Annotated in this window: 23 protein-coding genes, 1 tRNA gene and 1 pseudogene; 14 read left to right on the top strand and 11 right to left on the bottom strand. The window is 71.8% G+C overall.

The window, feature by feature from the left end; all coding sequences use genetic code 11:
* The first annotated feature begins 452 nt into the window (after positions 1–452).
* From ACZ6WH_RS22535 to ACZ6WH_RS22560, 6 genes are all read left to right on the top strand, one after another.
* The gene (locus ACZ6WH_RS22535; protein WP_003953493.1) at positions 453–935 is read left to right on the top strand and encodes a CarD family transcriptional regulator; all 483 of its coding nucleotides are present in this window, start codon (positions 453–455) and stop codon (positions 933–935) included.
* 605 nt (positions 936–1540) lie between these two features.
* On the top strand, positions 1541–2290 hold the full coding sequence (gene ispD / locus ACZ6WH_RS22540; protein WP_361559067.1) for a 2-C-methyl-D-erythritol 4-phosphate cytidylyltransferase: 750 nt from the start codon (positions 1541–1543) through the stop codon (positions 2288–2290).
* Positions 2291–2567: 277 nt separating this feature from the next.
* Entirely contained in the window at positions 2568–3059 is a 492-nt protein-coding gene (gene ispF, locus ACZ6WH_RS22545; protein ID WP_399714254.1) for a 2-C-methyl-D-erythritol 2,4-cyclodiphosphate synthase, read from the top strand.
* A 345-nt stretch (positions 3060–3404) separates the two neighbouring features.
* A complete protein-coding gene (gene cysS / locus ACZ6WH_RS22550; RefSeq protein WP_469730081.1) occupies positions 3405–4802 on the top strand; it encodes a cysteine--tRNA ligase in 1398 nt (465 codons plus the stop codon).
* A 167-nt stretch (positions 4803–4969) separates the two neighbouring features.
* Complete coding sequence (gene rlmB, locus ACZ6WH_RS22555; protein ID WP_361559076.1) at positions 4970–5923, top strand: 23S rRNA (guanosine(2251)-2'-O)-methyltransferase RlmB; 954 nt, start codon at positions 4970–4972, stop codon at positions 5921–5923.
* A gap of 356 nt (positions 5924–6279) precedes the next feature.
* Positions 6280–8067: a DoxX family protein gene (locus ACZ6WH_RS22560; protein WP_469730649.1), complete on the top strand. Its 1788-nt coding sequence runs from the start codon at positions 6280–6282 to the stop codon at positions 8065–8067.
* A gap of 226 nt (positions 8068–8293) precedes the next feature.
* Here ACZ6WH_RS22560 and ACZ6WH_RS22565 read toward each other — a convergent pair whose 3' ends face one another.
* The 4 genes from ACZ6WH_RS22565 to ACZ6WH_RS22580 form a co-directional block, all read right to left on the bottom strand.
* Positions 8294–9067, bottom strand: coding sequence for a nucleotidyltransferase family protein (locus ACZ6WH_RS22565; protein WP_469730082.1), 774 nt, complete (start codon positions 9065–9067; stop codon positions 8294–8296).
* A gap of 54 nt (positions 9068–9121) precedes the next feature.
* Complete coding sequence (locus tag ACZ6WH_RS22570) at positions 9122–9307, bottom strand: hypothetical protein (protein ID WP_469730083.1); 186 nt, start codon at positions 9305–9307, stop codon at positions 9122–9124.
* Between the two features lie 141 nt (positions 9308–9448).
* Positions 9449–9868, bottom strand: coding sequence for a hypothetical protein (locus tag ACZ6WH_RS22575; protein ID WP_432857722.1), 420 nt, complete (start codon positions 9866–9868; stop codon positions 9449–9451).
* 382 nt (positions 9869–10250) lie between these two features.
* Positions 10251–11387 (bottom strand): ABC transporter ATP-binding protein, encoded by a 1137-nt coding sequence (locus ACZ6WH_RS22580; RefSeq protein ID WP_469730084.1) that lies wholly within the window; start codon positions 11385–11387, stop codon positions 10251–10253.
* 206 nt (positions 11388–11593) lie between these two features.
* On the opposite strand from ACZ6WH_RS22580, the gene ACZ6WH_RS22585 reads away from it, so the two are divergent.
* The 4 genes and pseudogenes from ACZ6WH_RS22585 to ACZ6WH_RS22600 all read left to right on the top strand — a co-directional run bounded on the left by ACZ6WH_RS22585 (position 11594) and on the right by ACZ6WH_RS22600 (position 13290).
* A tRNA-Thr gene (locus ACZ6WH_RS22585) sits at positions 11594–11667 on the top strand.
* Positions 11668–11763: 96 nt separating this feature from the next.
* A pseudogene (locus ACZ6WH_RS22590) lies at positions 11764–12228 on the top strand (AMP-binding protein); the annotation flags it as partial.
* The gene (locus ACZ6WH_RS22595; protein WP_469730085.1) at positions 12170–12796 is read left to right on the top strand and encodes an AMP-binding protein; all 627 of its coding nucleotides are present in this window, start codon (positions 12170–12172) and stop codon (positions 12794–12796) included. The pseudogene ACZ6WH_RS22590 and the gene ACZ6WH_RS22595, both read left to right, overlap by 59 nt.
* A gap of 122 nt (positions 12797–12918) precedes the next feature.
* Positions 12919–13290, top strand: coding sequence for a hypothetical protein (locus ACZ6WH_RS22600; protein WP_469730651.1), 372 nt, complete (start codon positions 12919–12921; stop codon positions 13288–13290).
* Here the strand turns inward: ACZ6WH_RS22600 and ACZ6WH_RS22605 are convergent.
* Both ACZ6WH_RS22605 and ACZ6WH_RS22610 read right to left on the bottom strand, forming a co-directional pair.
* Complete coding sequence (locus tag ACZ6WH_RS22605) at positions 13248–13832, bottom strand: alpha/beta hydrolase (RefSeq protein ID WP_469730086.1); 585 nt, start codon at positions 13830–13832, stop codon at positions 13248–13250. The two genes, ACZ6WH_RS22600 and ACZ6WH_RS22605, sit on opposite strands and share 43 nt — an antisense overlap.
* The gene (locus tag ACZ6WH_RS22610; RefSeq protein WP_469730087.1) at positions 13814–14449 is read right to left on the bottom strand and encodes an alpha/beta hydrolase family protein; all 636 of its coding nucleotides are present in this window, start codon (positions 14447–14449) and stop codon (positions 13814–13816) included. The genes ACZ6WH_RS22605 and ACZ6WH_RS22610 overlap by 19 nt, the downstream gene beginning before the upstream one ends.
* A 604-nt stretch (positions 14450–15053) precedes the next feature.
* Between ACZ6WH_RS22610 and ACZ6WH_RS22615 the strand changes: the two genes are divergently transcribed.
* Together ACZ6WH_RS22615 and ACZ6WH_RS22620 are read left to right on the top strand one after the other, a co-directional pair.
* On the top strand, positions 15054–16130 hold the full coding sequence (locus ACZ6WH_RS22615) for a M24 family metallopeptidase (protein ID WP_469730653.1): 1077 nt from the start codon (positions 15054–15056) through the stop codon (positions 16128–16130).
* A 327-nt stretch (positions 16131–16457) separates the two neighbouring features.
* On the top strand, positions 16458–17150 hold the full coding sequence (locus ACZ6WH_RS22620) for a pentapeptide repeat-containing protein (protein ID WP_469730088.1): 693 nt from the start codon (positions 16458–16460) through the stop codon (positions 17148–17150).
* A 274-nt stretch (positions 17151–17424) separates the two neighbouring features.
* On the opposite strand, the gene ACZ6WH_RS22625 is transcribed toward ACZ6WH_RS22620, so the two are convergent.
* Both ACZ6WH_RS22625 and map read right to left on the bottom strand, forming a co-directional pair.
* A complete protein-coding gene (locus tag ACZ6WH_RS22625) occupies positions 17425–17922 on the bottom strand; it encodes a hypothetical protein (protein ID WP_361559144.1) in 498 nt (165 codons plus the stop codon).
* Positions 17923–18240: 318 nt separating this feature from the next.
* The gene (map, locus tag ACZ6WH_RS22630) at positions 18241–19008 is read right to left on the bottom strand and encodes a type I methionyl aminopeptidase (RefSeq protein ID WP_469730089.1); all 768 of its coding nucleotides are present in this window, start codon (positions 19006–19008) and stop codon (positions 18241–18243) included.
* Positions 19009–19284: 276 nt separating this feature from the next.
* Here map and ACZ6WH_RS22635 point away from each other — a divergent pair, with 276 nt between their 5' ends.
* Entirely contained in the window at positions 19285–19617 is a 333-nt protein-coding gene (locus tag ACZ6WH_RS22635) for a helix-turn-helix domain-containing protein (RefSeq protein ID WP_469730090.1), read from the top strand.
* Positions 19618–19731: 114 nt separating this feature from the next.
* Here the strand turns inward: ACZ6WH_RS22635 and ACZ6WH_RS22640 are convergent, their stop codons facing one another.
* Both ACZ6WH_RS22640 and ACZ6WH_RS22645 read right to left on the bottom strand, forming a co-directional pair.
* Positions 19732–20469 carry a GNAT family N-acetyltransferase gene (locus ACZ6WH_RS22640; RefSeq protein WP_469730091.1) on the bottom strand — a complete coding sequence of 246 codons (738 nt, stop codon included), beginning with the start codon at positions 20467–20469 and terminating at the stop codon, positions 19732–19734.
* A 347-nt stretch (positions 20470–20816) separates the two neighbouring features.
* Positions 20817–21392, bottom strand: a complete 576-nt coding sequence (locus tag ACZ6WH_RS22645; protein ID WP_432857821.1) for a TerD family protein — start codon at positions 21390–21392, stop codon at positions 20817–20819.
* Between the two features lie 285 nt (positions 21393–21677).
* On the opposite strand from ACZ6WH_RS22645, the gene arfB reads away from it, so the two are divergent.
* Positions 21678–22115, top strand: coding sequence for an alternative ribosome rescue aminoacyl-tRNA hydrolase ArfB (arfB, locus tag ACZ6WH_RS22650; protein ID WP_469730092.1), 438 nt, complete (start codon positions 21678–21680; stop codon positions 22113–22115).
* A 109-nt stretch (positions 22116–22224) separates the two neighbouring features.
* Here the strand turns inward: arfB and ACZ6WH_RS22655 are convergent, their stop codons facing one another.
* Entirely contained in the window at positions 22225–22803 is a 579-nt protein-coding gene (locus tag ACZ6WH_RS22655; protein ID WP_469730655.1) for a flavin reductase family protein, read from the bottom strand.
* Positions 22804–22985: the final 182 nt, after the last annotated feature.

The following is a 22985-nucleotide window of genomic DNA, read 5'->3' on the forward strand; positions in this document are numbered from 1 at the left end:
ACCTGCCGTCCGTTCGAGTCGCCGTGGCGCGCGAATCCGCCGCGCCCGTCGGAGGAATAGCGGCAAAGGCATAAGGAATGCGCCGCGTCACACGAATTGATCATGTCAGGCCCACCCGTCCGGGTGACGCCGTGATCAATTTCCGATTCGGACGGGACTGATCGGGAGAGTGATCGTGAGACACCGAACGGAGCACTGGAAGCCCGCCATCCGGATCCCGGCAAAACGGGACGTTCGTCCTCTCGATCAGGCTCTTCCGGGGCTGTGACGTACGTGTTTCGCTGCGCTCAAGAAGCGCCTCCGACCTGCGAATACCTGCTTCCGGCAGGCGGCCGATGCACGTCACGGCCATCGTTGTCAAGCCCCGAGATACGCCCTGACCTGCGAAAACGCCATTCAGAACCAACCGTTCCCGTGTTAGGATGGATAGCCACGGAAGGGGTACCTGTCACATGACGTTCAAGGTTGGCGACACCGTGGTCTATCCCCATCACGGGGCCGCGCTGATCGAGGCCATCGAAACTCGCCAGATCAAAGGCGTGGACAAGACCTACTTGGTGCTGAAGGTCGCTCAGGGCGACCTGACGGTTCGTGTGCCAGCGGACAATGCGGAGTTCGTCGGTGTGCGCGATGTGGTCGGCCAGGACGGGCTCGACCGGGTCTTCGAGGTGCTCCGCGCACCATATGCCGAAGAACCGACGAACTGGTCCCGTCGCTACAAGGCAAATCTCGAAAAGCTCGCCTCCGGTGACGTGATCAAGGTCGCCGAAGTAGTTCGCGACCTGTGGCGTCGTGAGCGTGAGCGCGGACTCTCCGCAGGTGAGAAGCGCATGCTCGCCAAGGCCCGCCAGATCCTGGTGAGCGAGCTGGCTCTCGCGGAGAACACCAACGAAGACAAGGCCGAGGCTCTGCTCGACGAGGTCCTCGCGTCCTGACGCCGGACGCTGCTGGGTCCCCACGCCGCTGGGTATCCACAGTGATCGCCCACAGTGGTGTGCTCGGCGGTGCTCAGCAGAAGAATGGCTCAGCACGAAAATGCCGCGGTGCCCGAGCGACGACTGCTTCCCACGGAAGCGGTCCGTTGCCGGGCGCTGCGGCATATCTGACGCTACTGACGAGCCGCCGTACCTGGACGTACCCGTATCCGGCTGTACGCCGAGGACCGGGCAGGCCGGGAGCCGGGGGACCGGGGTGGGAACCCCACCGCTGCCACCGGCGGTCACTGGCAATGGGCAATCACCGGCATCCGAAGATGTCAGCGACGCCTCATGCGTGGTCGGCGACTGCGTTGCCGGCAACGTCTGAAGATGTCTGCGACCCGCCTCGATGACCCACCGCGAACGGCCTGGTCATCGAGCCTGTCGGCCGATGTGATGGGCACTGACGTGCCGGGCCCGGGCAGCTGGCTCGACCGGTCGTCACGGAAGGGTCCGGTCGGGGCGTCGCGCCCGGCACGGTGAGGCCATACCCACCTCGGCCGAGTAAACAAACCTGCCGCTCGAAATTCGGGGTGCGACCCCCGGCTCACGGAGTGCAACCGATGTCTGAAGATTCCCGCCGACTTCGCACGGCGGCGGTCATCCCCGCGGCCGGCCGTGGCGTACGCCTCGGCCCCGGCGCCCCCAAGGCCCTGCGCGCGCTGGGCGGCACGCCCATGCTCATCCACGCCGTACGCGCCATGGCCGCTTCCCGCGCCGTCTCGCTCGTCGTCGTGGTCGCGCCGCCCGACGGCGCGCCCGAAGTCCGCGCGCTGCTGGACGGCCACACCTTCCCCGAACGCACGGAACTGCTGGTCGTCCCCGGCGGCGACACCCGCCAGCAGTCCGTGAGCCTCGGCCTGAAGGCGCTGCCCGACGACGTCGACGTGGTCCTCGTCCACGACGCCGCGCGGCCCCTCGTGCCGGTCGACACCGTCGACGGCGTGATCGCCGCCGTACGGGGCGGCGCCCCCGCGGTCGTGCCGGCGCTGCCGCTAGCCGACACGGTCAAGGAAGTACGGCCGGATCCCGACGGCGGAAACGAGCCGGTCGTCGGCACCCCGGAGCGCGCCCGGCTGCGCGCCGTGCAGACCCCGCAGGGCTTCGACCGGGACACCTTGGTCAAGGCGCATACGACCGTCACCTTCGACGGCGAGGGCGCGACGGATGACGCCGGCATGGTCGAGCGGCTCGGCGCGCCGGTCGTGGTCGTGCCCGGCCACGAGGAAGCCTTCAAGGTCACCCGCCCGCTGGACCTCGTACTCGCCGAGGCCGTACTGGCCCGCCGGCGCGTGACGGACGGGTACGCGTGACGGACGGGTGTGTCTGAGGGGCGGGTGCGCCTGAGCGGCGGTCCGAGGGGGCGGCTGTCGGAGACGGCGGTCGCCTCGGGGGGCTCGGGTTTCTTTTTTCGGCTGTTCGGCTGTTCGACTGTTCGGCGGTTCGGTCCCGGCTTCGGCCGCCCGTGGGTTTGGGGCGGGGGCGGGGCGTATACGGGGGCTGCGGGGTGGGTCCCCTACCCGTTCGACGAGCGGGGGCGGGGCGGAGTTCTCGCGCGGTTCGATGTTCACTCGCAGGGAGGAAAATCTCATGGTCGCGTTGCCCCAGGTGGGGATCGGGACGGACGTACACGCCTTTGAAGAGGGGCGTGAGCTGTGGTGTGCCGGTCTCCTGTGGGACGAGGCCGCCAGCGGCGGCTACGGCCTCGCCGGGCACAGTGACGGCGATGTCGCCGCGCACGCCGCCTGCGACGCCCTCTTCTCCGCCGCCGGGATCGGCGACCTCGGCGCGCACTTCGGTACGAGCCGCCCCGAGTGGTCCGGGGCCTCCGGCGTGACCCTGCTCGCCGAGGCCGCCCGCATCGTCCGCGCCGAGGGCTTCGAGATCGGCAACATCGCCGTACAGGTCATCGGCGTACGCCCGAAGGTCGGCAAGCGCCGCGAGGAGGCCCAGAAGGCCCTCTCGGCCGCGGCCGGCGCCCCCGTCGCGGTCTCCGGCACCACCACCGACGGCCTCGGCCTCACCGGCCGCGGCGAAGGCCTGGCCGCTCTCGCCACGGCCCTGGTGTACCGAGCGAGCTGAACGCACCGCCCGACGGGAGCCGGGTCGCGAGGGGCCGGGTAGTAAGGGACCGGGTAGTGAGGGGGAATGCCGTGCTTCGCAGGGGTGTTGGCGGGGTACGGGACCGGGCGGGCGGATGGACGGACGGGCGCACTCCGTACCCGCCCGCGGCGCCCGGTCGTACCCATCGGCTCGCCTCGTCGTACGGACCGGCTCACCCCGGACCGACGGATCGGCCCACCCCGGACCGCACATAGGCCCCATATCGTCGCGAAGTGTGACAGGGCGCCCGCGCGTGTCACGCTTCTGTGTCCTCGTGGCCCATCGGGTCGCGGGGCACTGCCTCGTTCCGTCTACCCTTGATGCGTGACCATTCGCCTGTACGACACCAGCGCCCGGCAGATCCGTGACTTCACCCCGCTCACGCCGGGCTGCGTCTCGATCTACCTGTGTGGCGCGACCGTGCAGGCCGCCCCGCACATCGGGCACATCCGGTCGGGACTGAACTTCGACATCATGCGCCGCTGGTTCGAGTACCGCGGCTACGACGTGACGTTCGTGCGCAACGTCACCGACATCGACGACAAGATCATCAAGAAGTCGGCCGAGCAGGGCCGTCCGTGGTGGTCGATCGGGTACGAGAACGAGGTCGCGTTCAACACCGCGTACGACACCCTCGGCTGCCTGCGGCCGACGTACGAGCCGCGCGCGACCGGACACGTCCCCGAGATGATCGAAATGATGCGCGGCCTGATCGAGCGCGGCCACGCCTATGCCGTCGACGGCAACGTCTACTTCGATGTCCGCTCCTTCCCCGACTACCTCCAGCTGTCCGGCCAGGAGCTGGACAAGCTGAAGCAGCCGTCCGGAGAGGGCGAGACCGGCAAGCGGGACCCGCGCGACTTCGCGATGTGGAAGGCGGCCAAGGAAGGGGAGCCCAGCTGGGAGACCCCCTGGGGCCGCGGCCGGCCCGGCTGGCACCTGGAGTGCTCGGCCATGGCCCACAAGTACCTGGGTGAGCGCTTCGACATCCACGGCGGCGGCGTCGACCTGGTCTTCCCCCACCACGAGAACGAGATCGCGCAGGCCAAGGCCTACGGCGACGAGTTCGCGCGGTACTGGGCGCACAACGCCTGGGTCACGATGAGCGGCGAGAAGATGTCCAAGTCCCTGGGCAATTCCGTGCTCGTCTCCGAGATGGTCAAGCGCTGGCGCCCCATCGTGCTGCGCTACTACCTTGGCACGCCGCACTACCGTTCGATGATCGAGTACAGCGAGGAAGCGCTGCGCGAGGCCGAGTCCGCGTTCGCGCGCATCGAGGGCTTCGTGCAGCGCGTCGTGGAGCTGGCCGGGGGACCGGTCGAGCCCGCCGACGAGGTGCCGCTGGCCTTCGCCGAGGCGATGGACGACGACCTCGGCGTCCCGCAGGCGCTGGCGATCGTGCACACGACCGTCCGGCAGGGCAACTCCGCGCTGACCGCCGACGACAAGGAAGCCGCCGTCGCCCGACTGGCCGAGGTGCGGGCCATGCTCGGCGTACTGGGCCTGGACCCGCTCGACGAGCAGTGGTCCGGCGGCGCCTCGGAGCGCGGCGAGGACCTGCACGGCGTCGTCGACTCCCTCGTGCGCATGGTCCTGGACCAGCGCCAGGCGGCCCGCGCCCGCAAGGACTACGCCACCGCCGACGCGATCCGCGACCAGCTCCAGCAGTCCGGCCTCGCCATCGAGGACACCCCGTCGGGGCCGCGCTGGTCGCTGTCGTGACGGACGGCGGCGAAGCGGACGGCAGCGCCCGCGCCCTCGTGGGCGCGGGCGGCGCGGTCCCGTCCCGGTAGCCCGCACAGGGCTCCGCGGGCGACACTCATACGCATACGCAGCAGACATCACATCCACGTCGCGAGACGTCGAGAGCAGTAAGAGACAGGTGACCCATGGCCGGCAACAGCCAGCGCAGGAACCGCCGCACGTCCAACAAGAAGGGCATGCAGGTCGGCAGCGGCGGCCAGCGGCGCCGGGGCCTGGAGGGCAAGGGCCCCACCCCGCCCGCGTCCGCCCGCAAGGGACATGTGAAGAACCGCATCGCCAACGCCCAGGCCAAGCAGTCGGCCCACCGCCGTCCGGCCCCGCGCCGCGGCGGCGCCAAGGGCACGTCGGAGCTGGTCGTCGGCCGTAACCCGGTCGTGGAGGCGCTGCGCGAGGACATCCCCGCGACGACGCTGTACGTCCAGCAGTTCATCGACAGCGACGAGCGGGTGCGCGAGGCGCTCCAGCTCGCCGCCGACCGCGGCATGAACCTCATGGAGGCGCCGCGCCCCGAGCTGGACCGCATGACCAACGGCCTGAACCACCAGGGCCTGGTCCTGCAGATCCCGCCGTACGACTACGCGCACCCCGAGGACCTCCCCGCGGCCGCGTTCGACAACGGCGAGGACCCGCTGATCGTCGCCCTCGACGGCGTCACCGACCCGCGCAACCTCGGTGCGGTCGTCCGCTCCGTCTCCGCGTTCGGCGGCCACGGCGTGGTCGTACCGGAGCGGCGCGCGGCCGGGATGACGGCGGGTGCGTGGAAGACCTCCGCAGGTACGGCGGCGCGCACGCCCGTCGCGCGCGCCACCAACCTCACCCGTGCGCTGGAGACGTACCAGAAGGCGGGCATGACGGTCGTGGGCCTCGCGGCCGACGGCGAGATGGAGCTCCAGGACCTTGAGGTGCTGGACGGCCCGGTCGTCATCGTGGTCGGCAGCGAGGGCAAGGGCCTCTCCCGCCTCGTCGGCGAGACCTGCGACGTGCGCGTCCGCATCCCGATGCCGGGCGGCGCCGAGTCGCTGAACGCCGGTGTCGCGGCGGGCGTGGTGCTGTGGGAGGCGGCGCGCCGCCGGGCGTGACGCCTCTGCGCAACGCGGGGGCGGGCCTCGGGCCGCTCCCGTGTGCGCTTGTCGTGCATCGGGGCGGCGGTCTTACCGCCCCGTAGCGCGGCGGCCGTCCCGCTTCGAAGTGCGGCGGCCTTCCCGCCTCGAAGCGCGGCAGCTGTCCCGCCCCGAAGCGCGGCAGCCGCGTTGCCCGAGTGCGGCAGCCGTGTCGCCCCGAAGCGCAGCGGCCGCGCCGCATATCGGTACGAACCATGCCGCCAACCCGGGGCAGAACATCACCCTCCGTGCAACGCGGGAAGTTTTGACGGGTCTCGGACAGATCGACGCGGTCAAGGCAGTGTCTTAAACGCTGGTCACTCGGTTAGATGAGCGTGGACACCAGAACACCCCGCAGGCCTACGGGGGGACGCTCGCCGGGCTTCGATGACGAGCCGGTACTGAGCTCGGTCAAGGTGCCGTGCGACCCCGCGCAGGTCATCGTCAATCACGCCAGTTTCCGCGTGCAGCTCGCGGCCCCCGCGTCGGCGGGCGCCGCGCGGGGTGCCACGGCCGCCGCCGCGTCCGGCACCGCCGCTGCCGGACCCGCCCCCGCCAGGAGGCGCGCGCCCGTCGTCTGGAGCGGCCGTACGACGCCCGGCGACACCTCGGCGCCCACCACCCAGCTCCTGCACGCCGTGCGGAACAGCGCGGGCGGCGGCAGCGACGACGCCGGCGCGACCCAGGTCCTGCCCCGGGTCAGGCCGGACGGGACGGGCGCCTTCGCGCCGCCGCCGTCGCCCGGTGTGATCGGGCCCCGCGGCGCCTCCGACGACACCGAGCTGATGCCCCGGCTCCCGCACTCCCGCCCCACGGACGACACCTGGTCCGACGGTGCGTACGCCGCGGACGAGAGCGGCGCGTACGTCACGGCGGGCGCGGGCGGCGCGTGGCACGACGGGGCGCACGCCGACACCCGGGCCGGCTCGTACGCCGGTGGGGCCGACGGCTCGTACGCCGGTGCGTACGGCGCCGCGTCCGGCGGCTCCGGTGGCACCGGCGCTCCCGGGTCGGACTGGGACGAAGGCCCGTGCAGCGACGCCGAATTCGAGCCCCGCCACGGCGACGGCCGCCGCTTCGCCGGCGACAAGCAGGCGTTCTACCCCGACCGCCGGATGAACCTCGGCGTCGTCCTGCTGCCCCTGCGCGTCTTCCTCGGCTTCATCACCGTCTACGCCGGCATGGGCAAGCTCTGCGACCCCGTCTACTTCGACGGCGGCGAGCGCGGCTCCATGGTGAAGTGGCTGGAGTCGCTGCACCCTTGGGCGCTCGCCACCCCGCTCCGCGACTTCGCGCTCGCGCACCCGGTGGGCGCCGGCCTCACCGTCGCCTTCCTCCAGGTCGTCGTCGGCGTACTGACCGTCTGCGGCCTCTGGCAGCGGGTCGCCGCCTCCATGGGCGCGCTGCTCTCGGCGGCCCTCCTGATGACCGTCAGCTGGCGCAACGTTCCTGTGTACGACGCGCCGGACATCATCTACCTCGCCGCCTGGAGCCCGCTGATCATCGCGGGCGCCCCCGTGTACTCCCTGGACGCGCGACTGGCCGGCGAGGCCTGGCGCAACCTCGGCCCCCGCGTGGAGGTCTGGGACCTGCGGCGCCGGGTGCTGCGCCGCGGCGCCGTGATGACCGCGGTGGTCGCCGGCCTGACGCTGCTGATCGGCTCCCTCCTGGGCGGCGCCGTACGCTCCGCCTCCGGGCCGACCGTCCCCAAGCCGGGCGAGCCGCCGACCAACACCCTGCCCGGCCGCTCGCTGCACACCCCGCGCGAGGCCCCGAACCGTACGAGCAACGGCCGCATGGGCGGCACCACCCAGGGCAGCGCGTCCCCCACGGCGGGCACCTCCCGTGGTACGGACTCCTCGGTCTCGCCGTCGGCCTCGCAGCCGGGCGCGGCCAGGGAGACGGCCGGTGCCACCCAGGGCGCCCAGCCGGGCCGTACGACGAGCGGCCCGCCCCAGCAGTCGGTCCCGGCCGACCCCGCCCCCGCCACCCAGCCCCCGACCTCCACGGCCGGCACCGGCGGCGGCACGACGGGCGGTGGCTCCTCCCCGAGCGGCTCCTCCAGCGGCGGCTCCTCCGGAGGCTCCTCCTCCGGCGGCACCCTGGGCGGCCTCCTGGGCTGACCCAGCCGCCCCCGGGCCACTTCCCCCGCCCGTCCCCTCTCCGCCACCCCTCCACCGCCTGAAAGGGCTGTGGGGCGGGTGGCGGAGGGGTGTGTGGGTGGGGAGGGGATGGGTTCCGAGGTGCGCGGGGGTGGAGGGCGCGCCCTGCTACTCCTGCCCGTTCCTCAGGTCACGCTCGTAGTCGTAGTCGTAGTCGTAGTCGCAGTCGCGCCCGAGTCCATGTCCGTCACCCATGTCCACGGCCACGCTCATGCCCACGCCCGTGCCCGTCTCCGGGCCCGTACCGGGCGAGTTCCTGCGCGGCCTCGGTGAGGTCCTTGGCCGTGTCGATCGCGCGCCAGTAGGCGCCCTGCGGCAGCGGGAAACCAGCCAGCCGGCGCTCGCGCGCAAGCCGTGGGAACGTCGTGCGCTCATGGTCGCCACGGTCCGGCAGCAACTCCGTGAAAGCCGCGGAGAAGACGTACACACCCGCGTTGATCAGATACGGCGACGGCGGCGCCTCGATGAAATCCAGTACGTGCCCGAAGGGGTCGGTCTCGACGGCGCCCCAGGGGATCCGCGGCCGGGCCAGCGCCAGCGTGGCGTCCGCGCCGCGTTCGTGGTGGAAGTCCGCCATCTCGCGCAGGGAGAAGCGCGTCCAGATGTCCCCGTTGGTCGCGTACCAGGGCTGACCCGGGCGGGGGAGAGAGGCGGCGGCGTACTTGAGCCCGCCACCGCGGCCCAGCGGTTCGGTCTCCACAACGGTGGTGACCCGCAGGGGGAGTTCGGCCTCGGCCAGCCAGTCCTGGAGGACCTCGGCGAGGTGGCCGCAGGAGACGACCGCGTCGGTGACGCCCTCGGCCGCCAGCCAGGCGAGCTGATGGCCGATGATCGGGGTCCCGGTGCCCGGGATCTCGACCATCGGCTTGGGCCGGTCGTCGGTGTACGGGCGGAGTCGCGAGCCCTGGCCGCCGGCCAGGACCACGGCCTGCGTGGGATGCGGATACGGGACACCTGTCATGATCCGCACCCTATGCGCTGACTGTGGCGGACCGGGTGCGATCGCTGGGCCCTGTCACCCGACGTACGGGAGGCCGCACGGGAGGCCGCACGGGAGGCCGCACAGGAGGACGTACGAGAGGACGTACGAGAGGACGTACGAGAAGTCGCCGTCCGGCGGCCGTACGCCGTGGTCCGCCACCCGCCGGGACGACGGCCGTACGACGATCGGCACGGTGGCCCACCGCAGTACGCCCGTCATCACACCGTTCGTCACATGGTCCGGCTGGTCCGGCTGGTCCTGCTGGAGTGACGAGCCTTGCCGCTACGAGTGCGGCTGTTGCTTCGGCTGGTGATTCGGCTGTTACTTCGGTTGATGCTTCGGTCGTTACGGGGTGGCCGCTCACTGCGCAGTGGCGACCCCGCTCGCGAACGACGTGTCACAGACCGGTCGCGAGTATGCCTGGGCGCGGTGCGACGCGCCGTACTTCTGGACCGCGGCGCGGCCCAGCGCGCGGGCGATGGACGCGCAGTGCTTGGCCAGCGACGGCCGCTTGGTGGTGGCCTCCTGGAGGTGGGTCAGGGCGGTTCCCGGGTCCTTCTCCTGGAGTTCGGCCAGCAGACGGTCCCGCAGGACGTCCTGCGGGGCACGGTTGCGCGGCTGATGGCTGGTGGCCGTACCGGAAGAGGCAGTGAGCATCTGCGACTCGGAAGTCGGTGAGGCCCACGGCACACGAGTGACGGCTAGTGTCCCGGAGAGTACGAGGACGACGGGCAGGACGAGAGCGAGAGTTCGGCCGATACGCCGGGCTGCGGAGTTCACGTCCGTGATGGTAGCGAGCAGTGATGATATGGCGACATTTAGTCACCCGGTCGAGGGATGAAATCGCCTGTCGCGGGTTAAATGATGTTGACGCACGCTGCTCGAAATGGCGGAACTGCCCGCCCAATTGTCGACAACCGGAAGCCCGGTACCTCCCCATCCCGCCCCCCGTTTCAAACCGCGCCGCACCTCGAGGGCGGGCGTGGCGCGGCACGGCAGGACCTCCCCAAGCACCCCTCGCCGAGCGGGGCCGGCCCCATGGCCGACGGGGCGGCCGGCTCAAAGTCCGACGGGTCGGCCGGCCCCAACGCCGACGGGGCGGCCCCGCAAGGGAAACCGCCCCGCCCACCGCTTTCCGCGCGCGTCGCGCGCGGCGAACCGCTCAGTCGCTGAGCCGCTCACCGGTCGACGTGGAGAAGACGTGCGTCTCGCCCGGCCGCGGCACGACGTGCACCTGGCTGCCCTTCTCCGGCACCTGACGGCCGTTGACGCGGACGACCAGGTCCTTTACCTCGCCGCCGACCTCGGCCGTGCCGTACACGTACCCGTCCGCGCCCAGCTCCTCGACGACGTTCACGGTGACGGCCAGGCCCGCCGGCGCGTCCGCGGACTCCTTCGTCAGGGTCTTCGCGGCGCTGCCGTTCTGCTCCACGATGTCGAAGTGCTCGGGCCGGACGCCGACGGTGACCGTACGGTCGCCCTTGTCCGCCGCCGTGCTGAGCGCCTCCCGGCTGACCGGTACGACGCTGTTGCCGAACTTCACGCCGCCATCCGTGATGGGCACCTCCACGAGGTTCATCGCCGGCGACCCGATGAACCCCGCCACGAACAGATTCGCCGGCCGGTCGTACATGTTGCGCGGCGAGTCGACCTGCTGCAGCAGCCCGTCCTTGAGGACGGCCACCCGGTCGCCCATCGTCATGGCCTCGACCTGGTCGTGCGTGACGTACACGGTCGTGATCCCGAGGCGGCGCTGCAGGCCGGCGATCTGCGTACGCGTCTGGACGCGCAGCTTCGCGTCGAGGTTCGACAGCGGCTCGTCCATGAGGAACACCTGGGGCTCACGCACGATCGCGCGCCCCATCGCCACACGCTGACGCTGACCACCGGACAGCGCCTTCGGCTTGCGGCCCAGGTACTCGGTCAGGTCCAGGATCTTCGCCGCGTCCTCGACCTTCTGCCGGATCTCCGCCTTGTTCACGCCGGCGATCTTGAGCGCAAAGCCCATGTTGTCCGCGACGGTCATGTGCGGGTAGAGCGCGTAGTTCTGGAACACCATGGCGATGTCCCGGTCCTTGGGCGGCAGGTGAGTGACGTCGCGGTCCCCGATCCGGATCGCGCCGCCGTTGACGTCCTCCAGGCCCGCGAGCATCCGCAGGGAGGTGGACTTGCCGCAACCGGACGGCCCGACCAGGACGAGGAACTCCCCGTCCTCGATCTGGATGTCGAGCTGATCGACGGCGGGCTTGTCGGAACCCGGGTAGATCCGGGTTGCCTGGTCATACGTGACCGTAGCCATGGTGATATGTCCCTTCACCGGCAGGAACGTGCCGGACGATCCGAGTAAAGGAAGGAATGTGGCAGCCGGCGTGCGCTGGTGGTGTAGTCCACTGCACACCGACTGCCAGGGACGGTACCCGCAAGGCCACCCGGTGTCAGTAGATCGGACATCACGAAATCCCCCCGCCAGGTAACCTTCACCCCTGGGTACACTTCACATGACACGCCTCCTTAGCTCAGCTGGTCAGAGCACCGCTCTTGTAAAGCGAAGGTCGTCGGTTCGAATCCGACAGGGGGCTCAGGGCGCTGAACTGCGCGAACGCCCCGGCCGGGCCCCTTCGAGGGGCCGGCCGGGGCGTTTGGTGTCTGTGGGGTTGTCAGCGGTCGGGTGGCTGGTGCCCGGCCCGGCCTTCCTGGACGCGTTCCTCGGGTGCCTGTACGCCGGCGTGATCGCCGTCCCCGCGCCGCCCACGGACGGCCACCGGCGCAGCCTCGACCGACTGGCGGGCATCGTCGCGGACGCCGGCATCGGCCACCTGCTGAGTGACACCCCCACGATGCCCCTCCTGAACGACTGGCCGGCGTCCGGCGACAGCACGCTGAGTTACGCCACCACGGACACCCTCGACGCCGACCCCGACGACTGGCGCCCCGTACCCCTGGAGGCGGACTCGGTCGCCTTCCTCCAGTACACCTCGGGCTCGACGAGCACGCCCAAGGGCGTCGTCGTCACCCACGGCAACGTCGTCGCCAACCAGGCGGCCATCGGCGAGGCCATCGGCTCCGGCCCCCGCACACGCGGTGTGGGCCGGCTCCCGCACTTCCACGACATGGGCCTCATCGGCCAGTTCCTGCACCCGCTCTACGTGGGCGGCACCCATTTACTACATGTCGCCGATGGCCTTCCTCAAGCGTCCCTCCGCCTGGCTCCAGGCCATCAGCCACTACCGGGCCGACATCACTCCGGCACCGAACTTCGCCTACGAACTGGCCGCCCGGCGCGTCAGCGACCGGCAACTGGCCACGCTCGACCTGTCGTCGCTGGAGGTGGCCCTCAACGGCGCGGAACCGATCAGCATCCCGGCGATGGAACGCTTCACCCGCCGCTTTGCCGAGGCCGGCCTGCGGCCCGAAGCCATGAGCCCCTGCTACGGCCTCGCCGAGGCCACGCTCCTGGTGACCGGCACCCCCAGGCTGCGCGGACCGGTCGTGCACGGCGTCGACGCCGATGCCTTCCAGCACGGCCGACTCGACCCCGCCCGGCCGGGCACCGCGGTCCAGCGGCTGGTGAGCAGCGGACGGCCCGGAGTGCTCGGTGTCCGCATCGTCGACGCCGACACCCTGGAGGTACTGCCGGAGCAGCGCAGCGGCGAGATCTGGGTCAGCGGCCCCAGCGTCGGGGCCGGTACTGGAACAACCCCGGACTGACGCGGGAGACCTTCCGCGCCCGGACCGCCGACGGCCAGGGGCCGTTCCTGCGCACCGGCGACCTGGGCACCCTGATCGACGGCGAGCTCTACGTCACCGGCCGCGTCGAGGACCTCATCATCATCAACGGCCGCAACCTCTACCCGCACGACATCGAGGAATCCGTCCGGACCTCCCATCCGGTCCTCGCCTCGGGCGCATCCGCCGCGTTCGCACTGGGAGGCCACCCCGAACAGCTCGTTCTGGTACAGGAGATCAGGCCACGACAGCTCGACGGCACGTCCCCCGGCGAGCTGGCCGCCGAGATCACCAGCCACATCCGGCACGCCTTCCAGATCCCCCGGGCGGAGACCCTGCTCGTCGCGCCCGGCGTGGTCGAGCGCACCACCAGTGGCAAGATCCAGCGGGCCAGGACCCGTGACCGTTACCTCAGCGGTGAGCTGACGCCGCTTCAGGAGCCGCGCGTCGCGCCGGCCGGGGCCGGGCGGTCGTGATCCCGTACTCCCCGCGCCGCGGCTTCCGCCGGGGGCATGAGGAACGGCCGCAGGGGGAGGCGCAGGGCCTCCTCCGCCAGGCGGGTACGGCGGCCCGGAGTGAGCCGCGCCAGTAGCCAGCCCCAGGCGGCGGCCATGAGCGGGAGGAAGCGCTCGGGGGCGCAGTGGGTGGCGTTCCGTACGACCCACACCGTGGTTTTCTCCGTGCCCGCCAGGCCGGTCGTGTCGAGGAGCGGTACGTACTGGTCGTCGGCGCCGTTGACGGCCAGCAGCGGTGCCGTGCCGGCGGCCGTCAGCAGGCCCTGCTCGCGCAGGGAGAAGCGCGCCAGCAGCTCGGCGGCCTGCCGGCCCTCGGGCTGCCGGTCCAGGCCGAGGGCGTTGCCGACGATGCCCGGCATCCCGTGCGGCATGGCCAGCAACTCGGCGTCACCGCGTACGGCCATGCCGGTCGGCCCGCCGATGTCGACGGCGGCGTCCACCCGGCCCTGAAGGGCCATCTTCGCCGCCCAGTGGCCGCCGAAGCTCAGCCCGAGGAAGCCCACCGGCGGCGGTACTGCGCGCGCAGCAGCTCCACGACGCCGCCGAGCACGGTGTCGGCGGCGTGGCTGAGCGGTACCGCCGACTCGCCGGTACCGGGCATGTCCACCGCCACGACCAGCAGGCCGGTGGCGAGGGCCGAGGACACGGCGAGCCGGTGCAGGTCCATCTTCCAGGTGTCCACGCCGCCGGAGAGGAGAAGCACGCCGCGCGGGTGCCCGGCGGCAGCCTGCCGGCGGCGGAAGAGGTGAAGCGGGACGGCGGTGGTGCCGTGGCCATGGGGCACTTCGACGACTTTGCGCTGGAAACGGACCGGGAATCCGTCGGCGGCCTTCAAATACCACTCCAGCTGCCGCTCGTGGGCGGCACGGCGTTCAGGGGTCGCCGTCACGGGGAACCGGGCGGCTCCCCAGCACAGGGAGGCGAGCAGCGGGCCCCCCTGCTGCGCGGCGCGCTCGGCGTGCTGCGTCCATACCGGCACCCAGCCGGTGGGCCCGGTACCCCACATGTCGTCGATCCGGTCCGAGGCGTCCGCGACGACGCCCGCCGGAACGCCGAGCGAGACCAGCTGACGGGTGCGTTCGCGCAACAGCGCCCCGGGGTCGACCTCGAAGGTGAACATGGTTCCTCCCGCCTCCGTACGCCGGACAACGACGGCTGATGAGTGCATGACGGCTGATGGGAGATGAGTGCATGACGGCTGACGGGCCGGTCACGGTCCGGTGCATGGCGGCCGTGACGGCGCGTCACGGCCCATCCGGTCCATGACAGCCCATGACAGCCCATGACGGTCATCCATGACCAGTCCATGACGGTCATTTCGACTCGGGCCGTCCGGCACAGCGCGCCGGACGGCCCCGCCCCGCGGGACACTCCGGCACCGGTCGGGAACGACTCTATCCAGGGGGAGTTGCGTAGGGGGACGTGGCCGGGCGATGTCGCCGGGCGCGCGTCCGGGGCTGCTCCGCGCTCGCGGCGGCCTCCGGCATCCGGCGCTTCAGCCTGGTCGGCGTGCGGGGGAGTGATCGGGGCTGGTTCGTGCGGCACGGCCGGGCGCTGTCGGGCCGGTCCCGGCGTAAGTTCCCGGCATGGTGAGTTCTGTGAGGACTACGGCGGACGACGGGGAGGCCGGGATGGCGGCAAGTGCTGGAGCGGGTGCTGACAAGGGCGCTGACGAGGGGGCTGAGAAAGGCGCTGCGCTGACGCGGGAGGACTTCGAGCGGCGGATGGAGCGGGCCGGGCGGGCGGCGGCAGATGCCGGGCTGGCCGGGGTGATCGTGACGCCGGGGCCCGATCTGGTGTGGCTCACGGGGTACCGGCCGACTGCTGTGACGGAGCGGCTGACCGCGCTGGTTGTCCGTGTTGACCGGCGGCCGCAGTTGGTGGTGCCGGTACTGGAGCGGGCGGACGCGCAGCATGCCGCCGGCGCCGCCGCGACGGAGATCGTGGGGTGGCGGGACGGCGAGGACCCGTACGCGGTACTGGCCGGACTGCTGGAGCCGGAGCGGCGGTACGGCATCTCCGACTCGGCCTGGGCGATGCACCTCCTCGGGATGCAGCGGACGCTGCCGGGCAGCGCGTACGCCTCGCTCACGGAGGCGCTGCCGATGCTGCGTGCGGTCAAGGACGCGTACGAGGTGGAGCGGCTGGCGGCGGCGGGCGCGGCAGCGGATGCCACGTACGAGGAGATCCTGGGCGTGCCGTTCGCGGGGCGCCGGGAGTGCGACGTGGCGACGGACCTGGCGCGGCTGCTGCGCGAACACGGGCACAGCCAGGTGGACTTCACGGTGGTGGGCTCCGGGCCCAATGGGGCCGACCCGCACCACGAGGCGGGTGACCGCGTCATCGAGGACGGCGACATGGTCGTACTCGACTTCGGCGGGCTGAAGGACGGGTACGGCTCGGACACGACGCGCACCGTGCACGTGGGCGAGCCGACCGCGGAGGAGCGCAAGGTCCACGACATCGTGCGGGAGGCGCAGCAGGCGGCGTTCGAGGCGGTGCGGCCGGGCGCCGCGTGCCAGGACATCGACCGGGTGGCGCGGAAGGTGATCAAGGCGGCGGGGTACGGCGAGTACTTCATTCACCGGGTCGGGCACGGCATCGGCGTGACGACGCACGAGCCGCCGTACATGGTCGAGGGCGAACACCTGCCGCTGGTGCCGGGAATGTGCTTCTCGATCGAGCCGGGGATCTACCTGCCGGGGCGCTTCGGGGTGCGGATCGAGGACATCGTGACGTGCACCGAGTCGGGTGGACGGCGGCTGAACAACACGGCGCGGGAGCTGGGGATCGTGGGATAGCGCCCGGTCCCGGGCCCCGGCCGATGCGTTCGGCCGCCGAGGTCGAGTACGGCCATGTCGGCGGGTTGCCGAGGGGGTTATCCACAGGCCGGGACGGGCGACGGCGGAATGTCAGTGGCTGGGTGCAGGATGGGTCGGGATGAGGGCGAAGTCGGCTGCCGGGTGTTGGGGGCCGGGGTCGGGTGCCGGGGGTCGGGGGTCCGGGGGAGCGAGCGCCGGATCTCGGGCGTCGGGTGCCGGGTGCCGGGTGTCGGGTGGATGCCGGCGGGACTGGCTTGCCGAGGTGCTTGCGTGCGGGGGCGCGGGCGGAGACGGAAGGGTGCGGAGATGGGCGGTGGTCGTGTGGCCGGGAGAGCCGGGAACGCCGAGCGGGCGAGGCGGGCGGTACGGCGACCGGAGGTGCGCCTGCCGGAACTGGTCGCGTACGAGGGAGGGGAGTGGGAGCCGGAGGGGGATTACGACGGGCTGGAGTTCGCGGACGCGGACTTCGGGGGGCAGTCGGCGCGGGGCGCGCGGTTCCTCGACTGTGCGGTGCGGCGCAGTTCGCTGGACGAGGCGGTGCTGAGCCGGGCCCGCTTCATCGACAGCGTGCTGGAGGGGGTGCGGGGCGTCGGTACGGATCTGTCGGGGGCGTCGTTCCGCGATGTGGAGATGCGGGACGCACGGCTGGGCGGGACGCAGTTGCACGGCGCGGTGCTGGAGCGGGTCGTGGTGCACGGCGGGAAGATCGACTTCCTCAACCTGCGGAAGGCGAAGCTGCGGGACGTCGCGTTCGAGGAATGCGTGCTGGTGGAGGCGGACTTCGGCGGGGCCGAGCTGGAGCGGGTGACGTTCGACGGCTGCACCTTGGCGCGTACGGACTTCAGCGAGGTGCGGATGCGGGATGTCGACCTGCGGGGTGCGGCGACGCTGGACATCGCGCGCGGCATCGACCGGCTCGCGGGCGCGGTGATCAGCACGTCCCAGCTGATGGACCTGGCACCGGCGTTCGCCGCCCAGGTGGGCGTCACAGTGGAGTGAGGGGGGCCGGGGCCAGCCGGGGGGAGCGGGGACTAGGAGAAAGGGAGCTAGGAGAAAGGGGGCTAGGGGAGGGGGCGATCAGCGAGGGGAGCGGCGAGGAACGGGGCTGGGCGAGAGGGGGAGAGAGGAGGGGAGGGGGCGGGCTTGCGGAGGGAGAGAGCGTGAGGCCGTCAGGAACCGGGGGAGTGCGGGGGTTCAGCGGGGCGAGACCGTCGCAATGGGGGAGCGCTGGGGAGCGCGGAGCGTGCGGAGAGTGCGGGGGAACTGGGGATGATCAGACGCGGGGGAAGCGGGCCTGGAGGTCCCATACGAGGGGGTTGTCGGCCAGCCCGTCGTGCATGTCCGTGAGGTCGGCGATCAGGTCGTGCAGGAAGTCGCGGGCCTCGCGGCGCAGCGCGGCGTGGTTGAAGCTGAGCGGGGCCTCGTCGACCGGCATCCAGTCGGCGGTGACGTCCACCCATCCGAAACGGCGCTCGAAGAGCACGCGGTCGGACGACTCGGTGAAGTCCAGCTCGGCGTGTTGCGGACGGGCGGCGCGGCTGCCGTGGGGGTCGCGGTCGAGTTGCTCGACGATGTCGCAGAGGGCCCAGGCGAAGTCCAGTACCGGAACCCAGCCCCAGGCCGTGGACAGCTCCCGGTCCGCCTTGGTGTCGGCGAGGTAGACGTCACCGCAGAACAGGTCGTGGCGCAGCGCGCGGGTGTCCGCGGTGCGGTAGTCCGTCTGCGGGGGGTCCGGGAAGCGCCGGGAGAGCGAGTAGCCGAGGTCGATCACGTAGGTGATGGTCGCATGCCGGTTGCGGTGATCGCTCGGGGGTGGCCGGAGGGAGGCCCGGAGCCGGCCGGTGGGGGCTGCCGCGGGGCCCGTGCCCGGCCCGGGGGAGGACCGGGGGCGGGACCTGGCTTGGCCTTTCCGGTGGCGGGGGCCGGGCCCTCTCCGGGGCGCTGATCGGTGGGGGCCCGGACCCGGACGTTTCCAGTGGGGGCCGGACCTTCCCGGGGGCGGGGCGGGGTCCAGGCCTCTCTGGGGGCGGGGCCCGGGCCTCTCCGGGGGCGCTGGTCGGTGGGAGATGGGGACAAGGCTGGGTTGGGGTCAGGGCTGGGTGAGGATGCGGGGGCCGTCGTGGGTGATGGCGATGGTGTGCTCGAAGTGGGCGGCGCGGCTGCCGTCCGTGGTGTGGAGCGTCCAGCCGTCGCCGCCCGTGTAGTACGCGTTGCTGCCGCCGGCCAGGAACATCGGCTCGATGGCGAGGACGAGGCCGTGGCGGAGGACGAAGCCGCGGCCGGGCCGGCCGTCGTTGGGTACGGAGGGGTCCTCGTGCATCTGGCGGCCCACGCCGTGGCCGCCGAAGTCGGAGGGGATGCCGTAGCCGGCGGCACGGCCGATGCTGCCGATGGCGTGCGAGATGTCGCCGATGCGGGCGCCCACGACGGCCGCCGCTATGCCGGCTTCCAGGGCGCGCCGGGTGGTGTCCATCAGGTGCTGGTCCTCCGGGCGCGGAGTGCCGACCGCGACGGTGATGGCCGCGTCGCCCGCCCAGCCGTCCACCACCGCGCCGCAGTCGATGCTGAGCAGGTCGCCGTCGCGCAGCCGGTGCGGGCTCGGGACGCCGTGCACGATCGCGTCGTTTACGGACGTGCAGATGGTGGCGGGGAAGGGGGTGAGCGCGAAGGACGGGCGATAGTTCAGGAAGGGCGAGGTGGCGCCTGCCTCGCGCAGTACCGAGCGGGCGACCTCGTCCAGCTCGGTCAGCCGGGTGCCGGGGGTGGCGGCGTCGCGTACGGCCGTGAGGATGTCGGCGACTACGCGGCCGGTGGCGCGCATCGAGTCGAGGGCGGTGTCGGTCTTGATCTCCACCATGGTCGGGTCCTCCGTGATCGGGGTGCTGTGAGCCGGTTCCCGGGCGGGTCGGGCGGGACGAGCGGGGCGGGATGGCGGCTGCGTGCCCCATCGTCTGTGCCGTGTGCCGTGTGCCGTGTGCCGTGTGCCGTGTGGCCCGTGGCCTCTGGCCTGTCGCTGGTTGCCAGTCGCCAGTCGCTGGTTGCCAGGCATCTGTCGCCGCTTGTCCGAGTCCGTGGCTCGTCGGTGCACCCAATTTTTATACCGGTATTTGTTTACCGGTATTAGTATCACGGCATGGTCCGTACACCTCTCACTCCTTGGGAACGCGAGCGCGGCGAGCGGCTGGGGGCGCTGCTCCGGGCGGCGCGCGGCGGCCGCAGCATGGTCGAGATCGCGGCAGCCGCGGGGATCTCCGCCGAAACGCTGCGCAAGGTCGAAACGGGGCGGGCGCCCACACCGGCCTTTTTCACCGTGGCGACCCTCGCCTCGACGCTCGGGCTGTCGCTCGATGAGCTGGCGTTTCTCGCTACCCCACCGGGGGACGGAACAGGCGCCGAGGTCGAGACCGAGGCCGAGGGGGGCGGGGTGGTGCCGCCGGCTGCGCGGCCGGACAGCGCGGCCGCCTGAGGGGCTTGGGCCCGCTTTCACTTCCGCCCCACGTCACCTCACGACCGCCCCACGCCCATCTCACGTCCGCCCCGCGGCCACCTCGCGTCCGCCCCACGCCCCTCCCGCGACGGGCTACGGTCGGCCGGCCTTGTCAGGGCCGGTGGAGAGGTCCTTGTGCAGGACCGTGCACGGGCGGCCCATGGCGTGGTCCGTGCGGTGGTCGATGGCGCGGTAGCCGAGGGCGGTCCAGAAGACGAGCGCGCCGGGGTTGTCGTCCAGGACGGCCAGACGTACGCCGTCGTGGCCGGAGGCGCGCAGCCGGTCCTCGACGCATGTCGCCAGTCGGCTGCCGCGGCCGGAACGCTGCAGGTCGCCGTGGATCAGGAGCAGGCCGATCCAGGGGTACGGGTCGATCGGGTCGGGGTGTTCGGCGAGGGTGGCGGCCAGGCCCGTCAGCCGTCCCGGCGGCCGGTTGCCCGATCCGGGAGCCGTTGCGCGTCCCGACCCGGGAGCCGTTGCGCGTCCCGGTTCGCGGGCGAGGAGTACCTCGGCGGCGGGGTGCGCCAGTTCGGCGTTGAGGCTGGAGGCGACCTCGTCCCGCCGCAGGGCGTACGGGTCGGGAAAGTCGCCACTGAGGGCGAAGAACTCGGCGTTGGAGGCGTAGAGGTCCGTCAGTTCGTCGAGGAGTGGGTCCGGAAGGCGGCCGTCGGTCTCTGCGAGCAGGGCGCTCAGCGGTTCCAGAGCGGGAGCTTCGGCGGGAACCTCAGCGGGAGCTTCAGGGGGAACCCCACTGGGAGCCTCAGCGGGGGAGTCAGCGGGGGAGTCAGTGGGCGGCTCGTCCTCGTGCGGGTGGTGGCTTGTACCGGTCATGGCCGCATGTTCGTCGGTCGGTCGCCCCGAAGCGAGGGAGTCGGCGGAGTGCGGAGACGCCGGTTACGGAGGAGCCGGGACGGGAGCGGCGCAGAACGGGAGCGGCGAAGTTCGTGCCGGGGCGGGCGGAGGTCCGCCCGGGAGGTGGCCCCGCTCCCCGCTCCCCGAGCCCCGGTCGGAGCAGATCGAGGCAGGTCGAGCAGATCGAAGCGGGCCGGAGCAGGTCGGAGCAGGCGGGGGCCGCCCGCGGCCGCTGGGTGCGGTGCGGGCGGCCTCCGTCAGTCAGCAGCCAGCCGGGGTGGCCGTCAGCCGAAGCAGCCGTCAGCCGAGGTGGCCGTCTGGCCGGCTCAGACGTTGACGCCGAAGTCCTGGGCGATGCCGACCAGGCCCGAGGCGTAGCCCTGGCCGACGGCGCGGAACTTCCACTCCGAGCCGTTGCGGTACAGCTCACCGAAGACCATCGCGGTCTCGGTCGCCGCGTCCTCGCTGAGGTCGTAGCGGGCGATCTCGGTGCCGCCGGCCTGGTTCACGATGCGGATGAAGGCGTTGCGGACCTGGCCGAAGTTCTGGCTGCGGTTCTCGGCGTCGTAGATGGAGACCGGGAAGACGATCTTCTCGATGTCGGCGGGCAGCGCGGCGAGGTTGACGTTGATCTGCTCGTCGTCGCCCTCGCCCTGGCCGGTGACGTTGTCACCGGTGTGCACGATGGACTGGTCCGGCGTGGCCTTGTTGTTGAAGAACACGAAGTGCTGGTCCGAGAAGACCTTGCCGCTCGGGTTGACCGCGATCGCGCTCGCGTCGAGGTCGAAGTCCGTGCCCGTGGTGGTGCGGACGTCCCAGCCGAGGCCGACCGTGACGGCGGTCAGGCCCGGAGCCTCCTTGGTGAGCGAGACGTTGCCGCCCTTGGACAGGCTTACAGCCATGGGAGTGCCCTTTCCTCGTCGTTTCGTCGGGCTCCGTACTCCGGACGAAGCTACCGTCACCCTGCACAACGTCGGTCGAGGACCATGAGGTTCCAGCTGGCTTTACTTTCTTTGCCAAGTCCTGATGCGGCTGCCGCGGCCGGCGTGCTCCATGGACTCTGCGCGGCTCCGGGGGGCCGGGTGCCCGGACGGGCACCGAACCGGGACCGCGGCGGGGACCCGGACAGGGACCGGGACGGGGAAATGCGGGTGACGGGACCGGCGCGGGCGCGCGATCATTGGTCCATGTCCGGGCCCTATGTCATCCGTGGTTCGGTCGTCCTTCCGGAGGCGGAGCTCGTCTGGCGCTTCTCGCGTTCATCCGGACCGGGCGGCCAGCACGTCAACACCTCCGACAGCCAGGTGGAGCTGCGATTCGACCTCGCCGCGACCACTGCGCTGCCCGAGGCCTGGAAGGAGCGCGCGCTCCAGCGGCTGGCCGAGCGCGGGCGGCTGCTCGACGGTGGCGTGGTGTCCGTACGGGCCTCCGAGCACCGCTCGCAGTGGCGGAACCGCGAGACCGCCGCGGTACGGCTCGCCTCCTTGCTGGCGGAGGCGTCCGCGCCGCCGCCGAAGCCGCGCCGCAAGACGCGCATACCGCGGGGCATCAATGAGCGCAGGCTGCGGGAGAAGAAGCAGCGCGGTGACACGAAGCGGGGGCGTTCGGGCCGCGACTGGCACTGAGCCCGCCGTACCTCACCTCTTAAGACGGGCCGACGCCAGCTCCCCGTACCGCCGGCTCCCCTTACCTCAGGCTCCCAGTACCCCCAGCTCCCCGTGCCGCCTGCTTTCCCTACCCCAGCTTCCGGTACCGCCCCCGGAAGTACGTCAGGGGGTTCGTTTCCACGTGCGGGGTGTGGGCGGTCAGTACGCGGCCGATGATGAGGGTGTGGTCACCGGCCACGACGCGCTGCTCCGTGCGGCACTCCATCGTGGCGAGCGCGCCCTCCACGAGTGCGGCGCCGGTCTCCTTGCCCCGTACGTGCGGGACGCTCGCGAAGAGGAGCCGGTCGCTGAGGCGGCCCTTCATGGAGAACTGGCCGGCGATGTTGCGCTGGCCCTCCGTCAGGACCGAGACGGCCCACAGGGGCTGCCGCTCCAGGATGTCGTCCATCCGGGACTCGTTGCGGACGCTCACCATGACCAGCGGCGGGTCGAGTGAGACGGACATGAACGCGGTGGCGGTCATCCCCGCGTCCTCGCCGTCCGGGACGTCCCCGTCGGCCGGATCGTCCTCCGGGTCGAGGGCGGTGATCAGTACGACCCCGGCAGCGAGCCGGGACAGGGCGGCACGGAACTCGTCGGCACTCACCCCACCAGCATGCGGGATCAGCTCCTGGCCCTCGACGATCGCGTCGGGGTGCGAGGCGATCTCCTCCGGACGGGAAACCGCCTCCTCCGAACAGGGGCTCGGCTCCCCAGCCTGGTGCGGGCCGGCGCCCGGGGCCGGGGCGGTGCGCGGGTCGGTGGCGGCGGCAGGGTTGTTCGTGAACAGACAATGAACGCTAATCGGATCCGCGTGCGGTTCGCATCGGGCCCTGGGACCAGCCGCGT

The organism is Streptomyces sp. NPDC050806 (assembly GCF_055586425.1).